Annotated in this window: 22 protein-coding genes, 4 tRNA genes and 1 pseudogene; 13 read left to right on the top strand and 14 right to left on the bottom strand. The window is 70.1% G+C overall.

From position 1 onward, the window contains the following. The first annotated feature begins 15 nt into the window (after positions 1-15). From D456_RS0116030 to D456_RS0116000, 7 genes are all read left to right on the top strand, one after another. The gene (locus D456_RS0116030; RefSeq protein ID WP_017577199.1) at positions 16-2,106 is read left to right on the top strand and encodes an FtsK/SpoIIIE domain-containing protein; all 2,091 of its coding nucleotides are present in this window, start codon (positions 16-18) and stop codon (positions 2,104-2,106) included. A gap of 381 nt (positions 2,107-2,487) precedes the next feature. Next, positions 2,488-2,634 (top strand): hypothetical protein, encoded by a 147-nt coding sequence (locus D456_RS26885; RefSeq protein WP_017577198.1) that lies wholly within the window; start codon positions 2,488-2,490, stop codon positions 2,632-2,634. A 90-nt stretch (positions 2,635-2,724) separates the two neighbouring features. Beyond that, the gene (locus D456_RS0116020) at positions 2,725-3,696 is read left to right on the top strand and encodes a bifunctional DNA primase/polymerase (RefSeq protein WP_017577197.1); all 972 of its coding nucleotides are present in this window, start codon (positions 2,725-2,727) and stop codon (positions 3,694-3,696) included. Next, entirely contained in the window at positions 3,697-5,475 is a 1,779-nt protein-coding gene (locus tag D456_RS0116015; protein ID WP_017577196.1) for a hypothetical protein, read from the top strand. It abuts the gene before it with no gap. Between the two features lie 77 nt (positions 5,476-5,552). After that, positions 5,553-5,738 (top strand): hypothetical protein, encoded by a 186-nt coding sequence (locus D456_RS0116010; RefSeq protein WP_017577195.1) that lies wholly within the window; start codon positions 5,553-5,555, stop codon positions 5,736-5,738. Next, positions 5,735-5,950, top strand: coding sequence for a helix-turn-helix transcriptional regulator (locus D456_RS0116005; RefSeq protein ID WP_017577194.1), 216 nt, complete (start codon positions 5,735-5,737; stop codon positions 5,948-5,950). Before D456_RS0116010 ends, D456_RS0116005 begins: the two co-directional genes overlap by 4 nt. Beyond that, the gene (locus D456_RS0116000; RefSeq protein WP_017577193.1) at positions 5,950-7,389 is read left to right on the top strand and encodes a tyrosine-type recombinase/integrase; all 1,440 of its coding nucleotides are present in this window, start codon (positions 5,950-5,952) and stop codon (positions 7,387-7,389) included. Before D456_RS0116005 ends, D456_RS0116000 begins: the two co-directional genes overlap by 1 nt. 129 nt (positions 7,390-7,518) lie before the next feature. On the opposite strand, the gene D456_RS0115995 is transcribed toward D456_RS0116000, so the two are convergent. The 4 genes from D456_RS0115995 to D456_RS0115980 form a co-directional block, all read right to left on the bottom strand. Further along, a tRNA-Phe gene (locus D456_RS0115995) sits at positions 7,519-7,592 on the bottom strand. A 27-nt stretch (positions 7,593-7,619) separates the two neighbouring features. Then, positions 7,620-7,694: transfer RNA gene (locus tag D456_RS0115990), tRNA-Asp, on the bottom strand. Positions 7,695-7,781: 87 nt separating this feature from the next. Further along, a tRNA-Glu gene (locus tag D456_RS0115985) sits at positions 7,782-7,854 on the bottom strand. Positions 7,855-7,957: 103 nt separating this feature from the next. Then, positions 7,958-9,490 carry a metallophosphoesterase family protein gene (locus D456_RS0115980; RefSeq protein WP_017577192.1) on the bottom strand — a complete coding sequence of 511 codons (1,533 nt, stop codon included), beginning with the start codon at positions 9,488-9,490 and terminating at the stop codon, positions 7,958-7,960. Positions 9,491-9,638: 148 nt separating this feature from the next. Here D456_RS0115980 and D456_RS0115975 point away from each other — a divergent pair, with 148 nt between their 5' ends. After that, on the top strand, positions 9,639-9,989 hold the full coding sequence (locus D456_RS0115975; protein WP_017577191.1) for a metallopeptidase family protein: 351 nt from the start codon (positions 9,639-9,641) through the stop codon (positions 9,987-9,989). Positions 9,990-10,161: 172 nt separating this feature from the next. Next, positions 10,162-11,487, top strand: coding sequence for an MFS transporter (locus D456_RS0115970; protein WP_017577190.1), 1,326 nt, complete (start codon positions 10,162-10,164; stop codon positions 11,485-11,487). 64 nt (positions 11,488-11,551) lie between these two features. Here D456_RS0115970 and D456_RS27795 read toward each other — a convergent pair whose 3' ends face one another. The 4 genes from D456_RS27795 to D456_RS0115950 all read right to left on the bottom strand — a co-directional run bounded on the left by D456_RS27795 (position 11,552) and on the right by D456_RS0115950 (position 13,299). Next, positions 11,552-11,686, bottom strand: coding sequence for a hypothetical protein (locus tag D456_RS27795; RefSeq protein ID WP_017577189.1), 135 nt, complete (start codon positions 11,684-11,686; stop codon positions 11,552-11,554). After that, on the bottom strand, positions 11,683-11,928 hold the full coding sequence (locus tag D456_RS0115960) for a PspC domain-containing protein (protein WP_017577188.1): 246 nt from the start codon (positions 11,926-11,928) through the stop codon (positions 11,683-11,685). Before D456_RS0115960 ends, D456_RS27795 begins: the two co-directional genes overlap by 4 nt. 281 nt (positions 11,929-12,209) lie before the next feature. Continuing rightward, positions 12,210-12,812, bottom strand: a complete 603-nt coding sequence (locus tag D456_RS0115955) for a TetR/AcrR family transcriptional regulator (RefSeq protein WP_017577187.1) — start codon at positions 12,810-12,812, stop codon at positions 12,210-12,212. A 100-nt stretch (positions 12,813-12,912) separates the two neighbouring features. Next, entirely contained in the window at positions 12,913-13,299 is a 387-nt protein-coding gene (locus tag D456_RS0115950) for a PPOX class F420-dependent oxidoreductase (RefSeq protein WP_017577186.1), read from the bottom strand. A 181-nt stretch (positions 13,300-13,480) separates the two neighbouring features. Between D456_RS0115950 and mug the strand changes: the two genes are divergently transcribed. Next, positions 13,481-14,116, top strand: coding sequence for a G/U mismatch-specific DNA glycosylase (gene mug, locus D456_RS0115945; RefSeq protein WP_017577185.1), 636 nt, complete (start codon positions 13,481-13,483; stop codon positions 14,114-14,116). 138 nt (positions 14,117-14,254) lie between these two features. Here the strand turns inward: mug and D456_RS0115940 are convergent, their stop codons facing one another. From D456_RS0115940 to D456_RS0115920, 5 genes are all read right to left on the bottom strand, one after another. Beyond that, entirely contained in the window at positions 14,255-15,220 is a 966-nt protein-coding gene (locus D456_RS0115940) for a M56 family metallopeptidase (RefSeq protein WP_017577184.1), read from the bottom strand. Then, on the bottom strand, positions 15,217-15,594 hold the full coding sequence (locus D456_RS0115935) for a BlaI/MecI/CopY family transcriptional regulator (RefSeq protein ID WP_026115934.1): 378 nt from the start codon (positions 15,592-15,594) through the stop codon (positions 15,217-15,219). The genes D456_RS0115940 and D456_RS0115935 overlap by 4 nt, the downstream gene beginning before the upstream one ends. Positions 15,595-15,717: 123 nt before the next feature. Beyond that, positions 15,718-16,965, bottom strand: coding sequence for a PQQ-binding-like beta-propeller repeat protein (locus D456_RS0115930; RefSeq protein WP_017577182.1), 1,248 nt, complete (start codon positions 16,963-16,965; stop codon positions 15,718-15,720). Next, on the bottom strand, positions 16,962-17,828 hold the full coding sequence (locus D456_RS0115925) for a cytochrome c biogenesis CcdA family protein (protein WP_017577181.1): 867 nt from the start codon (positions 17,826-17,828) through the stop codon (positions 16,962-16,964). The genes D456_RS0115930 and D456_RS0115925 overlap by 4 nt, the downstream gene beginning before the upstream one ends. A 3-nt stretch (positions 17,829-17,831) precedes the next feature. Beyond that, positions 17,832-18,596, bottom strand: coding sequence for a DsbA family protein (locus D456_RS0115920; RefSeq protein ID WP_017577180.1), 765 nt, complete (start codon positions 18,594-18,596; stop codon positions 17,832-17,834). 169 nt (positions 18,597-18,765) lie between these two features. On the opposite strand from D456_RS0115920, the gene D456_RS0115915 reads away from it, so the two are divergent. The 3 genes from D456_RS0115915 to D456_RS0115905 all read left to right on the top strand — a co-directional run bounded on the left by D456_RS0115915 (position 18,766) and on the right by D456_RS0115905 (position 20,580). Next, positions 18,766-19,242 carry a hypothetical protein gene (locus tag D456_RS0115915; RefSeq protein ID WP_040699483.1) on the top strand — a complete coding sequence of 159 codons (477 nt, stop codon included), beginning with the start codon at positions 18,766-18,768 and terminating at the stop codon, positions 19,240-19,242. An 81-nt stretch (positions 19,243-19,323) separates the two neighbouring features. Continuing rightward, positions 19,324-20,394, top strand: a complete 1,071-nt coding sequence (locus D456_RS0115910) for an ArsO family NAD(P)H-dependent flavin-containing monooxygenase (protein ID WP_017577178.1) — start codon at positions 19,324-19,326, stop codon at positions 20,392-20,394. Positions 20,395-20,504: 110 nt separating this feature from the next. Next, positions 20,505-20,580: transfer RNA gene (locus D456_RS0115905), tRNA-Lys, on the top strand. Between the two features lie 224 nt (positions 20,581-20,804). Here D456_RS0115905 and D456_RS27560 read toward each other — a convergent pair. Continuing rightward, positions 20,805-21,302: pseudogene (locus tag D456_RS27560) on the bottom strand (site-specific integrase); the annotation flags it as partial. Between the last annotated feature and the right edge of the window lie 666 nt (positions 21,303-21,968).

The following is a 21,968-nucleotide window of genomic DNA, read 5'->3' as shown; positions in this document are numbered from 1 at the left end:
TGGAGGAACACCGCGATGTTTGAGACCCAGATGCCCGCCCAGCGCCGCCACCTGGCGGCCGTGCCCGATGAGCCCTGCACAGCAGAAGACGGTACTGCCGTAGGTCTGGTGTGGCCCCCGCAGGAGGAAACTGAGCGTGCGCAGGCAGACGAGACCGGCACCGAGGATCCTGCTCCCGCGCTGGGACGGGTGTTGGCCCCCACCGAGACCGACACCTCCCTGACTCCGGCCCAAGCGAGCACAGCCCAGCTCACCGACCGTCTCAAGGCGAGCCTGGAAGCGGCCCACACTTACGCCCTGCTGGCCTGGTCACGGCGGTGGGAGGTGGCCATGGACTACGTCATGGACCCCCAGGTACGCGAGCAGATGCTGGATGCGGCCCAGGAGGAGCTGGAGAGCAAGACCGCCGAGGCCGAGAAGGCCGTGCGCCGCTCGGTCAAGCCCGAGGACACCGCCCGGGCCAACAAGCGCCTGGCGCGGATGCGCAAGCGCGAGATCTCCACCCTGGAGGTCGACGCCCGGGTGCTGCGGGCGCGCACCGCCCGCCTGGCGGGCCGGTGCGTGGTGCCGGCCGCGGTCGTGGTGGGCCCGGTCCTGTTGGCTACGGGCGGGGTCTGGGCCGGGCTTTTGGCCTGGCCCGCTGCCTGGGGCTGGCTCGCGCTGCAGGGGCGGGCCATGGCCCGTGCCGAGACCACCACCACCGTCACCGAGAGGCAGCCCACGCCCGTCGAGCAGCGGGCCCACGCTCTGGCCGAGGCCGCCACCGGTGCGGCCGTGGCTGCTACGGCCGTGGGCGCCACTGAGGAGGAGAACCAGATCCTGGCCCGGCTGGCCCAGTGGCGGGAGGCAGCCCCCCGGCGGGGCCTGGACGGCACCGCTGCGGGGGACCCGACCCTGAATGAGACCGGCCTGCAGGTGGTGCTGACCTGCTCAGGCCGTCTGACCCCCGCCGACCTGATCAAGAAGACCTCCGCGGTGCGGGCACTGCTGGGGGTGGCCGCCGGCACCGCCCTGAACGTGGTGGCCGGAGAGCGCGGCGACCAGGCCGTGGTGCGCATCCGTACACGCACGCCCGAGCGGGACATGACCTGGTACCCGGGCCGCAGTGGTATCGGGGTGGACGTGTCCACCGGCCAGGAGGTGGACCTGCAGGTCTACCACCGCATGCTCATCGCCGGGGCCTCCCGGTCGGGCAAGACCGTGCTGCTGCGTGTGCTCATGGCCAAGGTCGCCGCCGACCCCAACGCCCACCTGGTGCTCATCGACGCCAAACAGGTCGAGGCGGCCCGGTGGCGGCATGTGGCCCGTACCGCCTGCACCCCGGGCGAGATCAGCGCCCTGGCGAACGAGCTCAAGCAGGAAATGGAGGAGCGCTACCGCGAGATCTCCCGGACCGGTCAGGCCTGGAGTCCCAGCCCCGCACACCCCCGCCTGGTCGTGGTCGTCGACGAGGGTGCCGAGGTCCTGGCCATGGACGAGGATGACACCCCGATCATGGAGGATCTTCGCTCCCTGGCACGGATGGGTGGCGAAGCCGAGATGCACCTGTGGTGGTGCACCCAGAAGCCCACCAAGTCCGGTAAGGCCCCCGGCATCGACACCGTCATCGCCGGACAGATGAGCGGGGCGCTGGTGTGCCTGCGCACCGCCACCGCCGGGGAAGGGCGCACCGTGCTCGGAGAGGACTCCGGCGGAGGGGGTTGGTTGCCCCACGAGCTGGAGCGGGCCGGTCTGGCGCTGATCCGCGACGGCGAGCGCGGTCCCGACCCGGTCGCGGTCTGGGACCTGTCCGACGAGAACAAGGTCCTGGACCTGCAGCCGCAGCCGACCTGGTCACGCCGATCCGGGCGCGCCTCCAGCTCGCCCGGGCCCGAGGTTGAACAGGACGAGGAAGCCGGTGCCAAGGGCGCCGGCGCCGATGACTGGATCGGCGCCCAGGGCGCGGTCATGGGCGTGCTCACCGCTCAGGGCCCGCGCACCCTGCCACAGCTGATCGATGAGACCGGCTACTCCAAAACGATGGTGCACAACGCCCTCAAGCAGCTGGCGGGTGCGGGACGGATCCAGCAGATCGGGGGCCGGGGCTCGGCCTGGCAGGCACTGTGAGTGACCAGCGGGGGTGGGGAGTTCACTCGGTTCACCCCAACCGACACCCACCCCCCTCACCCACAGTCACCAGCGAAAACGCGGGGAAGTTCATTGAACCCGCCGTGGGTGGTGAACCAGTGAACGAACCCGCGTTTTCGCAGTTCAAGTGCTATTCACAGCGGTGGACTCGGGTGGTGAACCGCAGTGCACTGGTTCACCACCCGAGTCCACCGACTGAACCACACTCTCGGTAATTACCCGGGTGGTGGCTCTGCCTGCTCCGCACCTCTGCGGGGCGGGCGGGGGGACCGCCTGGTCCATCCATACACAACGACGGCCCCACCCAGTGCCTGCAAGCGGGGGTGGGGCCGTCTCTCTCCACAGAGAGGACCACATCCTATGCGACGCGTCACCCCTCGCTCTCTCCTGTCCCTGCTGATCGACCGGGCCCTGTACCCGGCCGGGGTCATCGTCCAGTGCCCGGTCTGCGGGGCCCACTACGACCCCTCCGACATCCAGGGCTCCTACCCGCACAACAACCACTAGCTCAGCAGCTCGACCCGAGTGGGCGGGCGTGTCACAAGCTGGCACGCCCGCCCCTTGTTCCTGCCGACCACCTCACGCACATGGAGCCCTATGGCCTTCGCACCCGTCGACTATGCCCTAGCCGCCGCACGCCGTGGCTGGCCCGTCTTCCCCCTGACCCCGCGCTCCAAGATGCCGCCCCTGGTGCGGAACTGGGAACAGGTCGCCACCACCGACCCCGACCGCATCCGCTCCTGGTGGCGCCAGTGGCCCGAGGCCAACTACGGCATCGCCACCGGTCCCGCCGGTCTGGTCGTGGTCGACCTCGACACCCCCAAACCCGACCAGGAGGCGCCCGAACGTTGGCAACGGCCCGGCATCACCGACGGAACCGACGTCTTGGCCACCCTCGCCGAACGAGCAGGTGAGCCGCTGCCCCTGGACACCTTCACCGTCCGCACGAGGAAGGGCGGCCTGCACCTGTACTTCACCCACCCCGAAGGGGCCCGGCTGGGCAACACCACGGGCTTCCTCGGCTGGCTGATCGACACCCGCTCCCATGGCGGCTACGTGGTCGGACCCGGCTGCCCTGTCACCGCACCGGACGGCAACGGCAGCTACCAGGCCTTCACGCGCCAGTCCGCTGCTCCGTTGCCGGGATGGATAACGCGCCTGCTCCGCAGGCCAGATTCCCCGGAGAGGCCCACCGCCGCACAGACCCCGCCTACGACGGGCGAAGCGGATGTGCTGTCGGCGATCACCACCAACGACCGCCGCCGCACCGCCTACGTGCGGGCCGCGGTCACCGGCGAGCTAGCCAAGGTTTGCCAGGCTCAGCCCGGCACCCGCAACGAGAACCTCTACATCGCCGCCGCCAGCCTCGGACAGTTCGCCCGCCAAGGCCTGCTCAACCCCGACTGGATCGCCACCGCCCTGCACGGTGCCGCTCTGGAGGCCAACGCCGCCGGAGAGGCGAACAGCCCCGGCGAGATCGAGGCCACCATCCGCTCCGGCCTGAACAAGGGCCTGCGCGAGCCCCGCCGCACCCGGACCCCGACGACACGACTTGGAAGGACCGCCTAAATGAGCGGGAACAGCGACGAGAAGAAACCCTCGCAGGCCACCCTCCTGATCGAGATGGCCAACCGCCGGGTCGACGTGGTCGCCGGCGGCGACGGGCGCACCTACGCCGTGCGCCGCGGCGGGCCCCGGGTCGCGTTCCCCCTCCTGCGCAAAGACGGCCTCCGTGTCCAACTGGCCCAGCAGTACTACGCCGAGCACCACTCCGTGCCCAGCCAGAGCGCACTCACCGATGCCATCTCCGTCCTGGAGGGACGAGCTATGAACCAACCCCCGCAGGACATCCACCTGCGGCTGGCCAATCACCGCACCGAAACCGGCGAACAGATCGTCATCGACCTGGGCATCCCGGAAGGACGGTGCGTGGTCGCAGAACCCGACGGGTGGCACATCACCGACCACTCGCCGGTGCTGTTCCGCCGCACCAAGCTCACCAGCCCGATGCCCGACCCCGGAGAACCCGGCCACACCGACCAGGGCCTGGCCGCCCTGCGCGACATGCTCAACGTCGATGAGGACCACTTCCGGCTGATCGTGGGGTGGCTGGTGGCCGGGATGATGCCCGACATCCCTCACCCCATCCTGGCTGCCAAGGGCGAACAGGGCACCGGCAAGTCCACGGCGCTTGCCATGCTGATCAACCTGGTCGACCCGAGCCCAGCACCGCTGCGTTCACTGCCCAAGGACATCAAGACCTGGGCCACCGTCGCCTCCGCATCCTGGGCAGTGTGCCTGGACAACGTCTCGGTCATCCCGCCGTGGCTGTCCGACACCCTGTGCAAGGCCGTCACCGGCGACGGCATGGTGGACCGGGCCCTGTACTCCGACGACGACGTCTCGGTGCTGAGCTTCCGTCGGTTGATCGCGCTCACCAGCATCGACACCGGATCCCTGGCCTCGGACCTGTCCGAGCGGATGCTGACCGCAGAGTTCCTGCCCCTCAAGGGCGACCAGCGCAGAACCGACAGCGAGGTCAAGGCCGCCTTCACCCGCTCCGCACCGAACATCCGGGCCGCTCTGCTGGACCTGCTCTGCAAGGTGCTGGCCGAACTACCCCGCACCCACCTGGCCGAACTCCCGCGCATGGCCGACTTCGCACGCATCCTCGGGGCCCTGGACACCGTCATGGGATGGCAGACCCTGGACACCTACCGGGCCGCCTCCCAGGTCGGCGCTGGAGACCTGCTGGACGCCAAACCGTTCACGAGCGCGGTGGCCGACTTCGTCGACGAGAAGGGCAGATGGACCGGCTCCATCAGCGAACTGCTCGAGCTGATCCCCGCCCCCGAGACGCGGCCCCGTTCCTGGCCCATCGACGCCACCCGGGCCTCCGGCCAACTCAAGCGCGACGCGCCCGTGTTGCGCGACATCGGCATCACCTACGACAAGGCCGGCCGCTCCCACGACCGGCACCGCAGGCAGCTCTACACCTTCACCGCCCTGCCCACCGGCCCCGAGCCTCCGCACACGCCACCGGCGACGGAGGACGTCGTGACCGGGCAGGACGATCTTTTTTTTGCCCACCGAGTCACATCCGACCCTGCGGAGGCTGGCGGCACAGTCCCCGCAGGCTCCGCACCAGCCACCGCGCAGAAACCCAGCTCACACGAGGCCCTGGAGCCTGCGGAGGGTCCGGAGGCTGACTTCTCCGCACTCTCTGGTGACGAGACCCCGCCGACCGAGACCGGTACCTGCACCGCATGCGGCAAGCAGTTCCGACGCTTCGAGAGCACCACGCACCCGAGCGTGTGCACCCTCTGCGCTCATCGCCACCGCACCTGACACGAGCGGCCCCGGGGACGCCTGCCAGCAAACCCCCGGGGCCGTGCCCCAACCAACGAAGGAGAGGCACCACCAGCATGACCGACACCCGCAAACCCCGTCTGGATCTGGCCAAGGTCCGCGTGATCGGCCCACCCGAGGTCGTCGACCACGTCGTGGACGCCATCACCACGGCGGTGCCGGCCGCCAAACCGTCCTGCCCCTACCCGAGCCATAAGAACCCGGGCCACGTCCGCGTCTACCTGGAGGTCAGTCCCGAATGAGCATCAAGACCCCCAAGATCCCGGCACAGCGTGGCCGCGGGTGGCTGACGGTAGACGAGTTCTGCGAGGAGCTGCTGATCAGTCGCGACACCTTCTACGACTGGCGCAAGAAGGGGCGTGCTCCCAAGTGCGCGAAGCTCCCGAACGGGAGCCTGCGTATCCGCCGGAGCGAGTACGAGAAGTTCATGGCCACTGCCGAGGAAACCGCTTGATGATCGAAACCGAAGACCTGAGCTACAAGGTCGGTGTCTGGAAGGTGACCACCTACAAGGGTGCCCGGGGGACCACGTACCGGGTGCGGTGGAAAGTCGACACGGAGGAGTTCAAGGAGCCGTTCAAGAAGCGTGCACAGGCGGATGCCTTCCGCTCTCAGCTGGTTCAAGCTCAGAGCCGCGGTGAAGCCTTCAGTCTCTCCCGCGGTCTGCCCGTGAGTATGCTCCGCGAGGAGCGACCCGAGACGTCCTGGTACGACTTCGCCGTCTCCTACGTCGATCACAAGTGGCCGGACATCTCGGCCAAGCACCGGGGCAACATCGCGTTCGCCCTGATGATGGCCACGACCGCTCTGTTCACGACCGACCGGGGCATGCCGGAAGCCGAGCTGCTCCGAGCCGCGCTTCGTCGGTGGGCCTTCAGTAAGACTTACAGGGCATCAGACCGGCCCCGGGAAATCGAGGAAGCTCTGCGTTGGGCCTCCCGGCACACTCGATCGGTCGGGGAATTGTCCGACCCGAAGGTGGCGAACGCCGCCGTCCGGGCGGTCACACGGGACCTGGAGGGCAACAAACTCGTCGTCGGCTCCCAACGACGCAACCACGGCATCCTCAGGGCTGCGTTCGCCCACGCAGTGAGTGAGGGGTTGCTCGAACAAAACCCGATCGGTGACCTGGAAGTCACGTCTTCTCGCTCAGTCCACCAGGTGGACCGGCGGTGCGTGGTCAACCCTGAGCAGGCCAGGAACCTGCTCGCGAAAGTGCGGGAGTACGGCTACGAGGAGACCGAGCGACGACAGGGGATGAAGTCCGGTCCTCGACTGATCGCTTTCTTCGGAGCGATGTACTACGCGGCCCTCCGTCCCGAGGAAGCCGTGAACCTGCGCAAGCACAATCTGTCGCTCCCCGCCCCGCGGCTCGACTCCGCCGGCGACCCGGTCTACGACTGGGGTGAGATCTACGTGGAGGAGGTCACCCCCGACGCACGTCCCGAGTTCACCGACAACGGCACCAGCCGCGATACGCGGCGGGGGCCGAAGCAGAGGGCTGAGGGCGAGATGCGACCGGTCCCCTGTTCCCCGGAGTTGACCCAGCTCTTCTGGGAGCACCTGGAGCAATTCGGGACCGACCCCGAGGGGCGCCTCTTCACAGGGGTCCGTGGTGGTCCTCTGGCGACCATCACATACCGCCGTGCGTGGACCTGGGCCAGGGAGCAAGCCCTAAGCGACGTCGAAACCCGCGCACCGCTCGCGAGGCGCCCCTACGACCTACGGCACACGTGCGTGTCCACATGGCTCAACGCGGGCGTCTCGGAGACTCTCGTGGCCCAGTGGGCGGGGCACAGCGTCTCGGTCCTGAAGAAGATCTACGCGAAGTGTCTCGTCGGAGAAGAGGATCGAGCCAAGCGCCAGATCGAGGAAGCGATGCGGCGCCTCTGAACGTGGCCGTGTATTGGCCGTAGATACCCACCGAGACCCACGTCCGTCCACCGACAGCCACCGACGCACGACAAGGCCCCGGCACCTGTTTTCCCAGGTGTCGGGGCCTTTTCGCATGTCTGCGTACTGTGGCTGGGGACGGGGTCGAACCGCCGACCTTCCGCTTTTCAGGCGGACGCTCGTACCAACTGAGCTACCCAGCCGGGCGAACCGGTGTTCCGGCGCCTGCGCGGTCCTGACGGGATTTGAACCCGCGGCCTCCACCTTGACAGGGTGGCGAGCACTCCTAACTGCTCCACAGGACCTTGTTCAGTTTTCGACCCGGGCCTCGGCCCGGCGCCGTGCTGCGGTTCCCATTCTGCCAGATGTTCGGCAGTGGTCTGACCGCTTCGTACCCCCGACGGGATTCGAACCCGCGCTACCGCCTTGAAAGGGCGGCGTCCTAGGCCGCTAGACGACAGGGGCCCGCTCAGACAGACCAAGCATAGGGGAGATCGGCGCCGAGCGCCAAAGTGGAATCTGCGGACAGGGGCGAGAGGCACCGGACGGCCCGGCCCCAGGGCCCGCCTCAGCTGGGCGAACCCCCCTCCGAGGGCTCGTCTGTGGCGTCGTCGCTCTCACCGACGGGCGCGTCGGGATCGTCCTCGATCTTCCGCTCGACCTGGGCCGACGTGAGCCCGACCCCGCCGAGGTCGATGTCGTCCCGGGCCTGGAGGCGCCCGCTCTCCCCGTCGAAGTAGAGCACGGACGCCTGGTACGGGATCGGACGGCCGGAATCGTGTTCCAGGCCACTCAGGCCGGCGCCCCCGGTCGAGCCCTGCACGAGGAACCGGGTCCCCAGGTCGGTGAGTTCGGTGGTCCTCGTGTGTTCGTCCCCCGTGAGCACCAGCGGCACGACCCCGTCGAAGGCCTCCGCCTGGGTTCGGCTGTGCATCAACGCCACGTCCACGTTCTCGGGCCCGTCGGCGACCCGTTCGGCCTCTTCCGCGCCCTGGGCGGCGACCTCGCCCTCGTCGGGGTCCAGGCGGGTCTCGTCAGGGGTGTAACGGGGATCACCCGACCCGTAGAACATGAGGCCCTCGACCTCCTCGGTGTCTCCGTCGAGCACCACCGCGTTGGGCTGCGACTCCACCGCACGCTGGGTACCCATGGAATCGTGCCGGCCCTTCACCCACACGTAGGGCACGTCGAGGTCGGCGATCTCGTCCGCGAAGGCGTCCTCGGCGGGGCTGCCGCGGTCGGTGAGGTCACCGGAGTCCACGACCGCGTCCACCCCGTACTGCTCCTTGAGGCTGGAGATGATGCTCCACGAGGCCGGGTTGAGCTGGATGTCGGACACGTGCAGCACTCGGACCACCGACTCGTCGTCCTCGTAGACGGGCAGTTCGGAGGTGGCCTCGTAGATCATCGAGACGTTGCCGACGAGCCCGGCGAGCTGCTCCTGGTACTGGCCGAAACGGCCCACGACCTCCTCCGCTCCGCCCACGACCTGCGGAGCACCGGCGATGAGGCCGGAGTAACGGGGTTCGGCGATGGCTCCGGGGGTGAAGGTGGCAGCGGCGACCGCCCCCGAGACGGCGAGAGCGCCCAGGGAGACGGCTCCCCCGGCCAGGGCCCGGCGCAGGCTCCGGAAGAGCAGCAGGGCCATGAGGAAGGCCCCGAGGACAGCTGTCAGCAGGGACCTGACGACCAGAGCGACAACACCATCGCGCAGGTCCTGCCCGATCCCGGAAGCCATGCGGTTGATCGCCTCGGGGTCGGTGAACATCTCCTGCGCGGCGGACAGGCGGATGTCGGTGATGGCCGCCTCGACGCGCAGGGGCGCGGCATGGGTCTCGAAGGCGAGCCGACCCAACGGGGCGACGTCGACGACCGTTTCGCCGTTGAGCTGCGGGCTCAGGGAGAAGGTCACATCGGCGGGGCCGATGGGGGTGACGACCTCTCCGGCCAGGGCCAGGCCCAACCATCCGCCGAGCAGCCCCGCGGCCACGACACAACCCCACCTCCATACGCGCCCCTCACGGACGCGGGCGAAAGCGGCACGCGCGCGTTGCAGGGCCTCGCGGAGGTCGTGGCGGTTGATCGCTTCCCAAGAGAACACTCCCCCATCATGCCGCTGTGTCGGCGTGCGCCCAATGCTTTACGCCCGCTCCCAAGTGTTATGTCTCTTCCACAGGGACCGTGGTCCCGTGCGGGTGACCTCCGAGACCTTCCGCTCCCCTTCCCGCGCAGGCCCACGAGGCGACACAATGGCGGGCGTGGTGGAACTGACACGCCGTGAATTCGAGGAACTGGTCGCCGACGCCCTGGACACGATCCCCGAACACCTGGCCCGGTTGATGGACAACGTGGTGCTCACCGTCGAGGAGGAGTCACCCGAGGGCCTGCTGGGCGTGTACGAGGGGGTGCCGCTCACCGAACGCGGAGACACCTACTTCGGTGTGCTGCCGGACGTGATCCACATCTACCAGCGCAACATCTGCGCGATCTCCGAGACCCGGGAGCAGGTGGTCGACGAGGTCCGGGTCACCGTCGTCCACGAGATCGCCCACCACTTCGGCATCGACGACGACCGCCTCACCGACCTCGGCTGGGGTTGAACAACACCGGACAACCGGCACCCCACAGGCATTCCCACCCGACTGCCCGCAGCAACGAATGAGCCACGAAATCTCCGGAACGGCTTGCGGGCAACACCACACTCCGGAACTGTTGGTCATTGGGACACGACACAGCGTGATTACGACCCAGTAACAGACAAGGGAGTGCCGGGTGAGCAATCCGCGCCTCGACAACGAGCCCGACGGTGAGGGCCACGAACCCTCCGAGAACCGGGACGAGAGCCAGGGCACGACCTGGAAGAGCAGTTACCGCGACGTCATGCGGATCCGCGAGTTCCGGTACCTCTGGTTGGGCCACGCCCTGTCCATCATCGGGACCAACCTCCTCAACATCGCCGTGAGCGTCCTCGTGTACCGAGCGACGGACTCGGCCTTCGCCGCGGGGATCACCCTCGCAGTCACGTTCCTGCCCCCGATCATCGCCGGCCCCCTGCTCTCCGGGCTCGCGGACGTCTTCCCCCGCAAGCAGGCGATCATCGTCTGCGACCTGGCACGTGCGGTCTTCATCCTGGCAGTGGGGATCCCCGGTATGCCCGTATGGGCGATCTGGCCCCTGCTGTTCCTGTCGTTCGTGCCCGTCGTCCCCTTCACCGCCGCGCGAGCCGCGCTGCTCGCCGAGATCATCCAGGGCGAGCGCTACGTCGCCAGCACCGCGATCATCCACCTGACCACCCAGGTGGGCATGCTCATCGGGCTCATCGCCGGCGGCGTGGTGGTGTCCTTCATCGGGCCGAACACCGCCGTGATGGCCAACGCCGCGATCTTCGTGCTGTCGGCCCTGCTGGTCATGGTCGGTGTACGCGCCCGCCCCGCCCCGAACGCGGAGCCCGACGGCGACCGCGCCCGGCCCGGCCTGCTCGCCATGGTCACCCGCGGGGCGAAGCTGGTGTTCACCGAGCCGCGCCTGCGCACACTCGCCCTCATGGCCTGGGTGGCGGGCCTCTACATGATCCCCTACGGGATCGCCAACCCCATGGCCGACGAGTTGGGCGCCGGGGCAGGTGCCGCCGGACTCATCATGGCCGGACCCTCCATCGGTACCCTCGTCGGCGGTTTCCTGCTCACCCGTTTCGTTCCGCCGCCCACACGCATGAGGTGGATGGGACCGCTGACCGTGCTCGCATCGGTCCCGCTGCTCCTGTGGCTGCTGCCACTTCCGCTGTGGCTCATGGTCACGGCGCTCGCGCTCAGCGGGGCGGCCGCCTCCTACCAGATCGTCGCCAACGCCGCGTTCGTACTGTGCACCCCGGAGAAGGGGCGCGGGCTGGCCTTCGGGCTGGTCGCAGCCGGGCTCCAGGCCGCGCAGGGGATCGGGATCCTGTTCGGGTCGCTCTTCGTGGAGCTGTTCGGTACCGCGGCGGTCGTCTCCGGCGCCGGTGTGGTCGGGGTGGTGCTCGGGGTCGTGCTCGCACTCACGTGGTCACGCATGGCCGAGCGCACCATCGAGAAGATGAACGAGTCGGAGCAGCCCGCCTGAGCGAGCACACCCGGGCCCGGCGCTCCGGGACGCCGCGGAAGGGCGAGGCCCGGCCCGCCTGGCCTCAGGCGGGCCGGGCCTCGGACACGGCGTCGGAGGAGGGCTCCCGTGCCTCCTCCGACTCGTGCTCCTCACACCGGACACGGAGCTCGCGCCGCTGCCACCCGGGGTGGGCTCGAAGGGTCCATTTCATGGTCACTGGCTCGGCTTTCCTTGGAAGTTGCGGATGATCTGCTCCAGCAGGGAACGCTGCTCACCCTGGGCCGGCATGATCAGCCAGGCCAGGATGTAGACGAAGACCCCGCTGAAGCCCAGCAACGTGAGTGCGACGAACACGATGCGCACGATGTTGGGTTCCCAGCCGAAGTACTCGGCGATGCCGCCGCACACGCCTGCCAGGAGCCGCTTGTCACTGCTGCGTTGGAAGCGTTTGTTGCTCATACCTACAGGCTGCCCGCTCCCTGAGACGATTCCCATCGGGGAGGCCCCTGGCCCTTCCCTGACTTGTCCCGGGGTGCCCCGGGACGAGATGCGGACGGCCCTTGCGACCCCCTCCGACAGCTTGGACGCCGGGAACACGGCACACGTTCCCGAGAAATGGGCCACAGTCACGGAACAGGGGCAGGGAACAGGAGCGCGGACAGTTCCGGAGGCGGAACAGGGGCCGAGGGCGGAACAGGCCCCGGGGACACGCGGCTGCAGGGTCGGTAAGCGGCCCCGGGTCAGGGGTCGTGCGGGCGGAAGGTCTCGCCCAGCCGGTCGAAGGCGCCCCGCATGGCCGTACGCAGACCACCGACGGTCTCCTGCCTCTCCGCGACATCGGCCAGGGCGTAACGCACCACCGTGGCCGCCACACCCGCGATGAGCTTCGGGGTCTCGTCGTCTGCGGCGCCGGTGCGTTCGGCGACCGCCTCGGCGATCCGGACCTCGACGTCGTGCAGGCGGGCGAGCATCCCGGGCAGGAGCTGGGGTTCGCGTTCGGTGAGCTGCCAGTTGGTGCGCGCCTCCTCCCGCCAGGAGGTCAGTTCCTCGGTGTCGGAGAAGGAGCCGGTGAGGAGCTGGACGAGGTCGTCGGTGAACTGCCCGGTGGGGCCGCCCGCGGCGAACGTGCCCACCGCCTTTTCGTCGGGGCCGTGGGGGACGTCTCCCAGGAGCGCGTCCTCCTTGCTGCCGAAGTAGTTGAAGAAGGTCCGGGTGGAGACCTCGCCCGCGAGGGCGATCTCCTCCACGGTCACGTTCTCGAGGCCGTGCTCCAACACCAGGCGCACAGCGGCGTCCCTGAGCGCGCGCCGTGTTGCCCGCTTCTTGCGTTCCCGAAGCCCCATCGGTCCTCTCCGTCACTGCATGGACGACCCGCCTGTCCCGAGGGGGACGGCGGTGCACGGCCGTCATCGGCGACCGTGCACCGTCCATGATCCCGCTCGGTCAGCGTCCGACGAACCGGTCCGGCCGCACGTACACGATGACGCGGGTCTCCTCCGAGCTGTGTCCGGGGTAGTCCGTGCCCAGGTACTTCTGGGCCATGGCGTCGATGAAGGCCTTGTCCGGGTCGTCCTCGACACGGTCGACGGTGCCCCTGACCTCGACGTACATGTAAGGGTCGTCGGGGTCGGTGGCCGATACGGCCACCCGGCCGTCCCGCTCCAGGTTCTTGAGTTTCTGGCGTGTGGTGGTCTGGCTGAACTTGAGGAACTCGCCGTCCCAGTCGATCCACACGGGGCTGCTCTGCGGCTCCCCCGAGGAGCCGAGCGTGGCGACGTGCCCGAGCGCGGGTTTGCGGAGGACGTCCTGCTGCTTCTCCGAGAAGGCCATGGTGCTCCTTGGTGTAGTTGGCTGCCACCGAGTACACCAATCCCGTGCGCCGGGACCGGGACGACTCGCCCGGAGATCCTTCGGGCGAGTCGGTCCGGCCCGACGGTACCGGCCGCACGGCCCGCTCCGGTGGTAGGTTCCGGCGCGTCCGGGACGCAGGAGACCACACGGAGGGGCTGCCATGGACGAGCGAGGGCGAGGGGCCGACGGGAACGGGGACGCCCGGCGTCCGCAGAGGAGCGTTCCCACACGCGGTTACGGGGGCCGCAGCCGCGCGGAGCTGGAGGCCGCGCGGGACCGGACCCTGCCGCACGTGATGGCGGAAGGGCTGGGTGTGGTCTTCTGCGGTATGAACCCGGGGCTGACCACGGCACTGGTGGGCCACCACTTCGCGTCTCCGGGGAACCGGTTCTGGCCCGCTCTGGCCCGGGCGGGGTTCACCCCCGAGCACCTGACCCCCGACCGGGAGCGGGAACTGCTGCCTCTGGGGCTGGGACTGACCAACCTCGTGGAGCGCGCGACCCGGGACGTGTCGGAGCTGTCCCGTGCGGAACTCGTGGCCGGAGGGGAGCGCCTGCGCGCGGAGATGGAGCGGTACCGGCCGACGTGGCTGGCGTTCCTGGGAATCACCGGGTATCGGACGGCCTTCGGGGACAGGCACGCGCGTGTCGGCCCGCGGCAGGAGCGTCTGGGGAGCACACGGGTGTGGCTGCTGCCGAACCCGAGCGGACGCAACGCGCACTGGACACCCGCGGAACTGGCCGACGAGTACGCCCGCCTGCGCGAGGCGGCGGGGCTGCCCGACCTCTCACGCTGACGCGCCCGGCGGTCGGGCCCGACCCCACCGCTGCCGCACCGGCGCCCAGGGCTCCCCCGGCCTCCGCGTCCCTGGACCGCGCTCGTACGCCCGGGACCGGCTCCGCTCGTACGTCACCGGGCCCCGACAGAGCCGGTCTCAGATGGTGCAGACACAGGGCGGTGAGCCCACCACGGTGAGCACGGCCGTACTCAGCACCGCCGCGGGCGGCACGGCCAGCAGGACCATCGCGGCGAGCACGGTCGCCGCGCGGGCGGAGCGCCCGGTCCCGGAGGCCGCGCCGGGCAGCAGGCGGCGGGCGCGCTGCACCGGGCAGGCGCCGGACGCGGCCAGTGTCCTTCCGGACGGGTCCGGTTCGGCCGGCGCCACCATCGCTCCGATGGCGTGCAGCAGAGGGGAGCGGCCCACCGTGCGGGCCGCGTGGTCGTCGGCGGCCCACTCGGCCAGGACCGGGATCTCGCGGACGGCGGTTCGCAGGAGCGGCACCCTCGGGAAGGCGGTGTCGAGCAGGCGGGAGGCGGCCACGAGTACGTGGTGGCGTCCGCGCAGGTGGGCGTCCTCGTGGGCGAGGACCGCCAACAGTTGCCTGTGGGACAGGACGTCGAGGGCCCCTTGGGTGAGTACGACCCCGGACCGGCGGCCGGGCACGCAGTAGGCGTCGGGGCGGCGGGCCTGCAACAGCCACACGTCGCGTCCGCCGAGGCAGCGCTGCCGCGCGCCGGCGGTGAGCTCACGGTGGTGTTCCCGTCGCCACCGCACCGAACCGGCGTAACGGCGCACGAGTATCCAGCAGAGCCGGCCGGCGGCGAGGGCGGCGACCGGGGCCAGCACGGCCACGACCGTTCCCGCCCCACTGCTGCTCACGGCTTGGAGGAGGGTGATGCAGGCGGTCACGAAACCCTTCAGTCCGGGGCCCATGACCTCGGCCACGACGGTGAACACCAGGGTCACCCAGCTCGCGGTCCAGGCCAGGAGCGCGACCGTCCACAGCGTGAGCAGATGCCTCGGCGGCAGGTCGCCCGCGCGTGCGCACCACCGCACGAGTGCGGGGCCGGCGAGGCTGAGCAGGGCCGCCGACCCGGCGGCGGCAGCGATCAGGATCATGCTTCCTCCTCGCGCGGCACGTCCGAGAGCAGATCGCGCAGGACCTCGACCTGGTCGGGCGGCATGTCGTCGACGAACCTCAGGAGGGTGGCGCGGGGGTCGCCGCTCTCGGCCAGCACACCGGACATGCGCTGGGCGGCGTAGGTGGGGCGGTCGCGCACGGGGCGGTAGAACCACAGTCGGCCCACCCGGTGGCGCTCCACCCATTCCTTGCGGCGCAGGTTCTCCAGGACCGTGGAGATGGTGGTGTAGGCGGGGGTGCGTCCCGGGAGCGAGTCCACGACCGAACGGACGCTCACCGGCTCGCCGGCGCCCCACATGACGTCGAGGACAGCCGACTCCAGCGGCCCCAGTCCCGGCAGCGATTCGTCCATCGTCCCCACACCCTCGTGCACCGTCGTCCGGTCCCAGACTAATGATCCCGTTCCACCCTCCTCCGTCCGAGGAGCCCTGCCCGCCTCTGTCCGGGGAGCCGGTCCGTCCGCCCCCGGGCCGGTTCACGGTGCGGGGGCGAAAGCGGCGAAGGCGTCACCGAGCCCTTCCGATCCGACCGGGACCAGGGCCGTACCGTCCGCGGCGGCGGCCACGGGGACCGCCCAGGGCCCTTCTCCCACGGTCTCGCCCGAGCGCACCTCCACCAGCCGGGTGAGGTCTCCGTCGGTGAGGTGCACGTGGTCGCCGACTACCGCGTCGAGCCGGGGTCCGTCCGGGAGACGGGTCCGCCACAGCTCTTCTGCCGGGGAACCGCGCAGCCCGACGAGGAGCTGCCCGCCGTCCGGATGCGGGCCGCTGACCACGGTGAGGTCCTCCTTGTTCCCGACGACGCGTGGTTCTTCCCGGCCGTGGAAGGAGACGAGCCGCTCCCCCGTGCGCAGGTCGTGGACGGTGTGGGCGACCGGTTCCCCGTCGGGGTCCTCCCAGGACAGGGCCACCGATGCCGCGTAGCCGTTCTCCGGAGCGGGGCCGGGGGCGACCGCGTCCGGCCCGGACCCCGTGTGTTCGGGCGGGTCGAGTTCGCCGGAGGTCCAGAGCACGTCGCCGCTCCCGGACTCCGAGGCCCGCAACTCGCCGCCTTCCCTCACGAGCAGGGTCCCCTGGTACTCGTGCAGGAGTTCCGTGCCGTCCTCCTCCTCGTCGGCACTGACCGCCCCGGTCTCCGGGTCCAGCGCCACCTTGGGCCCGCTGGAGCTGCTCATCACCGAGCCCTCGATCGCGGCCAGGAGCAGTCCGGGGCCGACCAGCGTGCCCGGAACGTCGGTGGGGCCCCACACGAGTGACCCGTCGTGGGGGTCGTAGGCGGCGGCCGTGGTCCTGGTCGCCAGGAGACCGCTCGCCGGATCGGCGTCGCTGTCCAGGAGCACCACGAGGTCCTGCCCGCTCTCGTCCTCGGTCACGGCGAACGCCGTACAACTCGGGTTGCGGGGGGTGGACCACCGGGTCCTGCCCTCGGCGTCCACGCCCAGGAAGGTGAGGTCGCCCCCTTCGGACATGGCGATGCCGACGAACCCGTCCCCGGCCGGTCGCGGGGGCGAGGAGTACGGGGCCGCCCACCGGGGAGCACCGGCCAAGGTGGGTGCAGGCTCGGCCTCCGGCGCGGCCGTGGCCTGCACCGGCGGGTCGTCGCGCGGTTCGGCGTCCTCGGGTGCGGTCAGTTCCCGGGAGGTGCAGGCCGCCAGGACCTGGACGAGGACCGCACCGGCGGCCAGCGCTCCGAGGCGGCGGCCGGGGCGTGCGTGCGCGGTCACGGGGTCCGGTCCTCCTGTTCTTCCGCGGGTGTTTCCTCTGCGGAGGACCGTCGGTCCCTGCGCAGCCGGTACAGGCCCACGCCGAGGAGCACCAGTGCGGCCGCAGCGACGAGCAGGAGGTCGGCCGCGCCGCCGAGCCGGGAGATCTGGAGCTGGAGCTGGTGGGCGATCTCCTCCGCGGGCCCGACGAGGGTGGGCAGGGACGCGGTTCCGTCGTAGAGCAGGAACAGCACACCGATGCCGATGAACAACAACCCTGAGATCAGGGACGTCGTGTGCAGGTTCAGCGGTCCGACGGTGAAGGACCGGCCCCGCAGCCACGTGCGCCGTCCCAGGTCGAAACGGTCCCAGAACAGCGCCAGGACGAACAGTGGCAGGGCCATGCCCAGGGCGTAACAGGCCAGCAGGAGTCCGCCGCGGACCGTTCCGCCGGTCGCCGCGACGGTGAGGACCGCACCCAGGATGGGTCCGGAGCAGAATCCGGCGAGCCCGTAGACCGCGCCGAGGCCGAACACGGGCAGGGGCCCGGTACGTCCTGCCAGACGCCCTTGGAGGCGGGTGAGCGGTCCGATGTTCACGCCCAGGCCGATGATCTGCGCGAGCCCGAAGAGGATGACGAGCCACCCGGCGACGGTGATGAGGAGATCGCGGTTGGCGTTGAAGAAACCGCTCACCATCGCCGATCCCGCACCCAGGGGCACCAGGGTCGCGCACATGCCCGCGTAGAACACGGCGGTGCGGGTGGACAGGCCGGCCGTGTCCCGGAAGGCGTAGGCGAAGAAGGAGGGCAGCAGGAGCGCGCTGCACGGGCTGAGCAGTGCGAGCAGGCCACCGAGCAGTGCAGCGAGGTATCCGACGTCCACGGGTCAGCCCTCCTTCTCCAGGGCAGTGTCGATCGCGCCCGTGAATACGTCGAGGGGCTGGGCGCCGAAGACGGGCGTGCCGTTGATGACGAACGCCGGGGTGCCGCTGACGCCGATCCGCTGCCCCTCGGCGAAGTCCTCGTCGACCGCGGCGCTCAGGTCGTCGTCGGCCAGGTCCTCGGCGAAGCGTTCCGGGTCCAGGCCCTGCTCCTCGGCGACCTCGGGGAGCTGCTCGGCGAGTGTCCCGGGGTCCTGGTCCTTGAAGGTGTCCTGGTCTCCGTAGACGGCGTCGTGGTAGTCCCAGTAGCCGCCCTGGGCGCCGGCGGCGTGGGCGCCGACGGCGAGCATGTGGGAGGTCTCGCCCATGTACGGGAACTCGCGCCATTCGATGCGCAGGTCGCCGGGTTCGACGTAGCGTTCGACGAGTTCGGGTTGGACCTCCTCGACCCAGCGTGCGCAGTACGGGCACTGGTAGTCGGAGTAGCCGATGAGGACGATGGGGGCGTCCTCGTCCCCGAGGGCGGCCGGGTCCTCGCCGTCGCGGCGGGCGAGCGTCTCGCCGAAGGCGCGGGCCTCCTCGTAGGCCTCATCGGTCTGTTGGCCCTCGGCCGAGGGGGCGGCGGCCGTGCCGTCCCCGGAGGTGTCCTCGCGGTCGGCGGCCCATGCGGCCAGGCCGATGACCACCACCAGGACGAGGACCGCACTCGCCAGGAGCGGCCACAACGCCCCGGAGCTCGGTGTCCCGTCCTGCTTCTTCTGCTGCGGCATGTGCCGGACCTTCCGTTACGGACCCCGGAGGGTTCTTCTATCCTCCATAGAATCACCTCTATGCTACATAGAAGAAAGGCGCGTCGGACACCGGGACGCACCGGCCGAACTCGGTCCGTTCCTGCATCCTGTGGACGCGCGGAAGAACGAGGGAGAGGGCCGGGCGATGATGCGACTGTGGACGGTACGGCAGTGGACGGCCGCCGCACTGGGGACTGCGGGAACCCTGGTCCTGCTGGGGATCCCGTCGGTGCTGCTGCCCAACGACCTGTTCGCCCGGGAGATCGAGGCGGCCTGGTGGGCCTACCCGGTGTGGGTGGCCACCGCCGTCCTCTGCGGTCTGCTGCTGGCCACCTACACGCGTCCCCACGGCGGCCGGGCCCCGGAGGGCACGGAGGAGGACGAGGACCGTTCGACGCCGCGCCGGGGCCTGGCCGGGGGCCTGCTCGCCTGGTTCGCGATCGGCTGCCCCACCTGCAACGTTCTCGTGATCACGGCCCTGGGCACCTCCGGGGCGCTGAACTGGTTCGCACCCGCGCAGCCGCTGCTCGCCGTCGCCGGCCTCGCGCTCCTTGCCCTGGCGCTGCGCTCCCGGCTGCGCACGGCTGCCGCGTGCAGCATCGATGCCGGCACTCCGGCCGGATGAAGCGGGACCCGTCCGCGCGGGATGGGCCCGAGCGGGCCCGGTGTTGGACGAAAGAGCGGACCGGAGCGGGGAAGGGGACACATGGACGACGGAGAGCGCGACGTCGGCGTCGCGGTCGTGGGCGGCGGCCAGGCCGGGCTGGCCACCGGGTACTTCCTGCGGCGTGCCGGCGTCGACTTCGTGATCCTGGACGATCGCGACCGGCCGGGCGGCGCCTGGACCGAGTACTGGGACTCCCTCCGCCTGTTCTCCCCCGCCGGCCACAGCATGCTCCCCGGATGGTGGATGCCCGCGGAGGAGGGCCACGAGTATCCCAGCGCGCAGCACGTGACCTGGTACCTGACCGAGTACGAGCGCCGGTACGGGTTACCGGTGCAGCGACCGGTCCGGGTGGAACGGGTCGAGCGGGAGACCGACGGGACACGCCTGCGGGTGGCCACCGACCGCGGCGCCTGGCGGGCCCGCCATGTGGTGAGCACGACCGGGAGCTGGGCCGCACCGCACCTTCCGGACCTTCCCGGACGCGAGGTGTTCACGGGACGGCAGCTGCACACCGTCGACTACCGCAACCCGGGCGAGTTCACGGGAAAGCGGGTCGTGGTGGTCGGCGGCGGCAACTCCGCAGCACAGATCATCGCCGAAATCTCCCTGGTCGCCGACACGACGTGGGTCGCCTCACGTCCGCCCCGGTTCATGCCCGACGACGTCGACGCCCGGGCCCTGTTCGACCTGGCGACCCGGCGCGGACGGGGCGAGGGCGGCCCCGGGCTGGGCGACCTCGGCGACATCGTCATGGTGCCGAGTGTGCGGGAGGCACGCGATCGGGGGGTGCTCAAGGCCGATCCGATGTTCGAGCGCCTCACCCCCGATGGTGTCGCGTGGGCAGACGGGAGTTCACTGGAATGTGACGCGATCCTGTGGTGCACGGGCTTCCGTCCTGCACTCGACCATCTGGCCCCGCTGGGTGTGGTCGACGAACACGGGCGGGTGCCGGTGGAGGGCAACCGTTCGGTGGCCGAGCCGCGATTGTCCCTGGTCGGGTACGGGGACTGGACGGGTTTCGCTTCGGCGACCCTCATCGGCGCCGGACGCACGGCCAAGGGCGCGGTCGCCGCGATCACCGACGCACTGGCACACGAGGACGGGAAGTGAGCCCCGAATTGCCCCGCCCGGCGATCTGCGGCTCAACAGCCGGTGCGACGCTGGGGTAGAGTTGTCCCGGCCGACGCACGACGTCGTTGTTCGACGTGGGTCGTGGGCACGGGGCCTTAGCTCAATCGGCAGAGCAGCGGACTTTTAATCCGCGGGTTCGGGGTTCGATCCCCCGGGGCCCTACCACTTTTCACCTGGGCGTTCCTCTTCTGCAAGGAACGCCCTTCGTCGTTCCCGGGGGTTTGGGAGCCCGTAGGGAGCCCGAGGGTGCGGGCAGTGTCCCCCACCGCGCGCCGACGGGGCACCACAGCGGCCGACGCTTCGGCCGCGCGCTTGGCCACCTCCGGCACCACGGACGTGTACGTGTCCGCCGTGATAGCGATCGAGGAGTGGCGAAGCATCGCCTGGACCACCTTCATGTCGACGCCCCCCGCCAGGGCGATGGTCGCCGCTCCATGCCGAAGGTCGTGCAGCCTGATCGGGGGCAGCCCCGCATCGAAGGTTGCCCGCTGGAACTCCCCGGTGAGCGTCGCCGGATGCAGCGGTGCCCCGTTCTCCTGGGCGAAGACGTGACCGTCTCCCTCCCACGCCTCACCCCACGCCAACCGCTCCTCGTTCTGCCTGGCGCGGTGTGCCTTCAACACCTCGACCGTGGCCGTGTCGAGGTGGACCGTTCCCTCGCTGCCTTCGGTCTTGGTGTCGGCCTCATCGACCTCCCAACCGAGTTGCCGACGCTGCTTGCGCACGGTGAGGGTGCCTGCGGTGAGGTCGACGTCCGCCCACCGGAGCCCGCACGCCTCACCACGCCGAAGGCCCTGGAAAGCGACCACGTGGAAGGCCGCGTAGAGCCGGTGGTGGTCCGCCGCGTGGTCGAGGAATACGCCCGTCTGATCCGGGGTGTACACCATCACGGGAGAGGGGCGTTCCATGCTCTCCCACAGCTTGAACCCGACGACGTTCTTCCCCCACGGCCGGTTGCGGGCCTGGTCGAGGGCGGCCTCGTACTCGGCTTGCCACAGCTCGGTACGTTCCGGCGACCACAGCACGGGCTTGGGCCGCTTGCCGGTTTCCAGGTCCACCAGGGTCGCCACGTTCACCGACACGAGTTGCTGCTTCAACGCCGCGGTGAGGCATGATCTCAAGGTCGCGCGAATGCGCTGCTGTGTGGCTGGCCCGGTGATCCGGTGGCCCTTCACCGACGCCCGCACCTGCGGGTCGGGGGATGCCTGGGCCGCGCGTACCCGGTCGTTGTCGGCCTCGATGGCGTCGAACATGGCGGACACGTGCCCGACCCTGAGCCGGTCGAGCTCGACGTGTCCCAGGTGGGGTTTCAGGTAGAGCCGGCCGTGTGAGGCGTAGGCGATACGGGTCGACTCGGTGAGCTTCTTGTTCCCATTGAGCCATCCGTCGAAGAACGTGCCGAACAGCAGCTTCGCCGTCACGTCCTGGCCGTGGCCGTGCTTGACCTTGGCTTCGTCGAGGGCGCGCTGTGCGTCGTCCTGGCTGTTGAAGCCGCCACGGCGGACGGTGCGGCGCTTGGCGTTCTTACCGGCCTCGGTCTCAAGTCGGAAGTA

This window comes from Nocardiopsis kunsanensis DSM 44524, from assembly GCF_000340965.1.
Taxonomy (GTDB): domain Bacteria; phylum Actinomycetota; class Actinomycetes; order Streptosporangiales; family Streptosporangiaceae; genus Nocardiopsis; species Nocardiopsis kunsanensis.
Note: the sequence above shows the minus strand (reverse complement) of the source record. Positions and strands in the feature narration are given on the sequence as shown.

Bases quoted from the DNA above. Each gene is read 5' to 3' on its own strand.
- D456_RS0116030 (WP_017577199.1), top strand. From the start codon at position 16: ATGTTTGAGACCCAGATGCCCGCCCAGCGCCGCCACCTGGCGGCCGTG.
- D456_RS26885 (WP_017577198.1), top strand. From the start codon at position 2,488: ATGCGACGCGTCACCCCTCGCTCTCTCCTGTCCCTGCTGATCGACCGG.
- D456_RS0116020 (WP_017577197.1), top strand. From the start codon at position 2,725: ATGGCCTTCGCACCCGTCGACTATGCCCTAGCCGCCGCACGCCGTGGC.
- D456_RS0116015 (WP_017577196.1), top strand. From the start codon at position 3,697: ATGAGCGGGAACAGCGACGAGAAGAAACCCTCGCAGGCCACCCTCCTG.
- D456_RS0116010 (WP_017577195.1), top strand. From the start codon at position 5,553: ATGACCGACACCCGCAAACCCCGTCTGGATCTGGCCAAGGTCCGCGTG.
- D456_RS0116005 (WP_017577194.1), top strand. From the start codon at position 5,735: ATGAGCATCAAGACCCCCAAGATCCCGGCACAGCGTGGCCGCGGGTGG.
- D456_RS0116000 (WP_017577193.1), top strand. From the start codon at position 5,950: ATGATCGAAACCGAAGACCTGAGCTACAAGGTCGGTGTCTGGAAGGTG.
- D456_RS0115975 (WP_017577191.1), top strand. From the start codon at position 9,639: ATGGCGGGCGTGGTGGAACTGACACGCCGTGAATTCGAGGAACTGGTC.
- D456_RS0115960 (WP_017577188.1), bottom strand. From the start codon at position 11,928: ATGAGCAACAAACGCTTCCAACGCAGCAGTGACAAGCGGCTCCTGGCA.
- D456_RS0115955 (WP_017577187.1), bottom strand. From the start codon at position 12,812: ATGGGGCTTCGGGAACGCAAGAAGCGGGCAACACGGCGCGCGCTCAGG.
- D456_RS0115950 (WP_017577186.1), bottom strand. From the start codon at position 13,299: ATGGCCTTCTCGGAGAAGCAGCAGGACGTCCTCCGCAAACCCGCGCTC.
- mug (WP_017577185.1), top strand. From the start codon at position 13,481: ATGGACGAGCGAGGGCGAGGGGCCGACGGGAACGGGGACGCCCGGCGT.
- D456_RS0115940 (WP_017577184.1), bottom strand. From the start codon at position 15,220: ATGATCCTGATCGCTGCCGCCGCCGGGTCGGCGGCCCTGCTCAGCCTC.
- D456_RS0115935 (WP_026115934.1), bottom strand. From the start codon at position 15,594: ATGGACGAATCGCTGCCGGGACTGGGGCCGCTGGAGTCGGCTGTCCTC.
- D456_RS0115920 (WP_017577180.1), bottom strand. From the start codon at position 18,596: ATGCCGCAGCAGAAGAAGCAGGACGGGACACCGAGCTCCGGGGCGTTG.
- D456_RS0115915 (WP_040699483.1), top strand. From the start codon at position 18,766: ATGCGACTGTGGACGGTACGGCAGTGGACGGCCGCCGCACTGGGGACT.
- D456_RS0115910 (WP_017577178.1), top strand. From the start codon at position 19,324: ATGGACGACGGAGAGCGCGACGTCGGCGTCGCGGTCGTGGGCGGCGGC.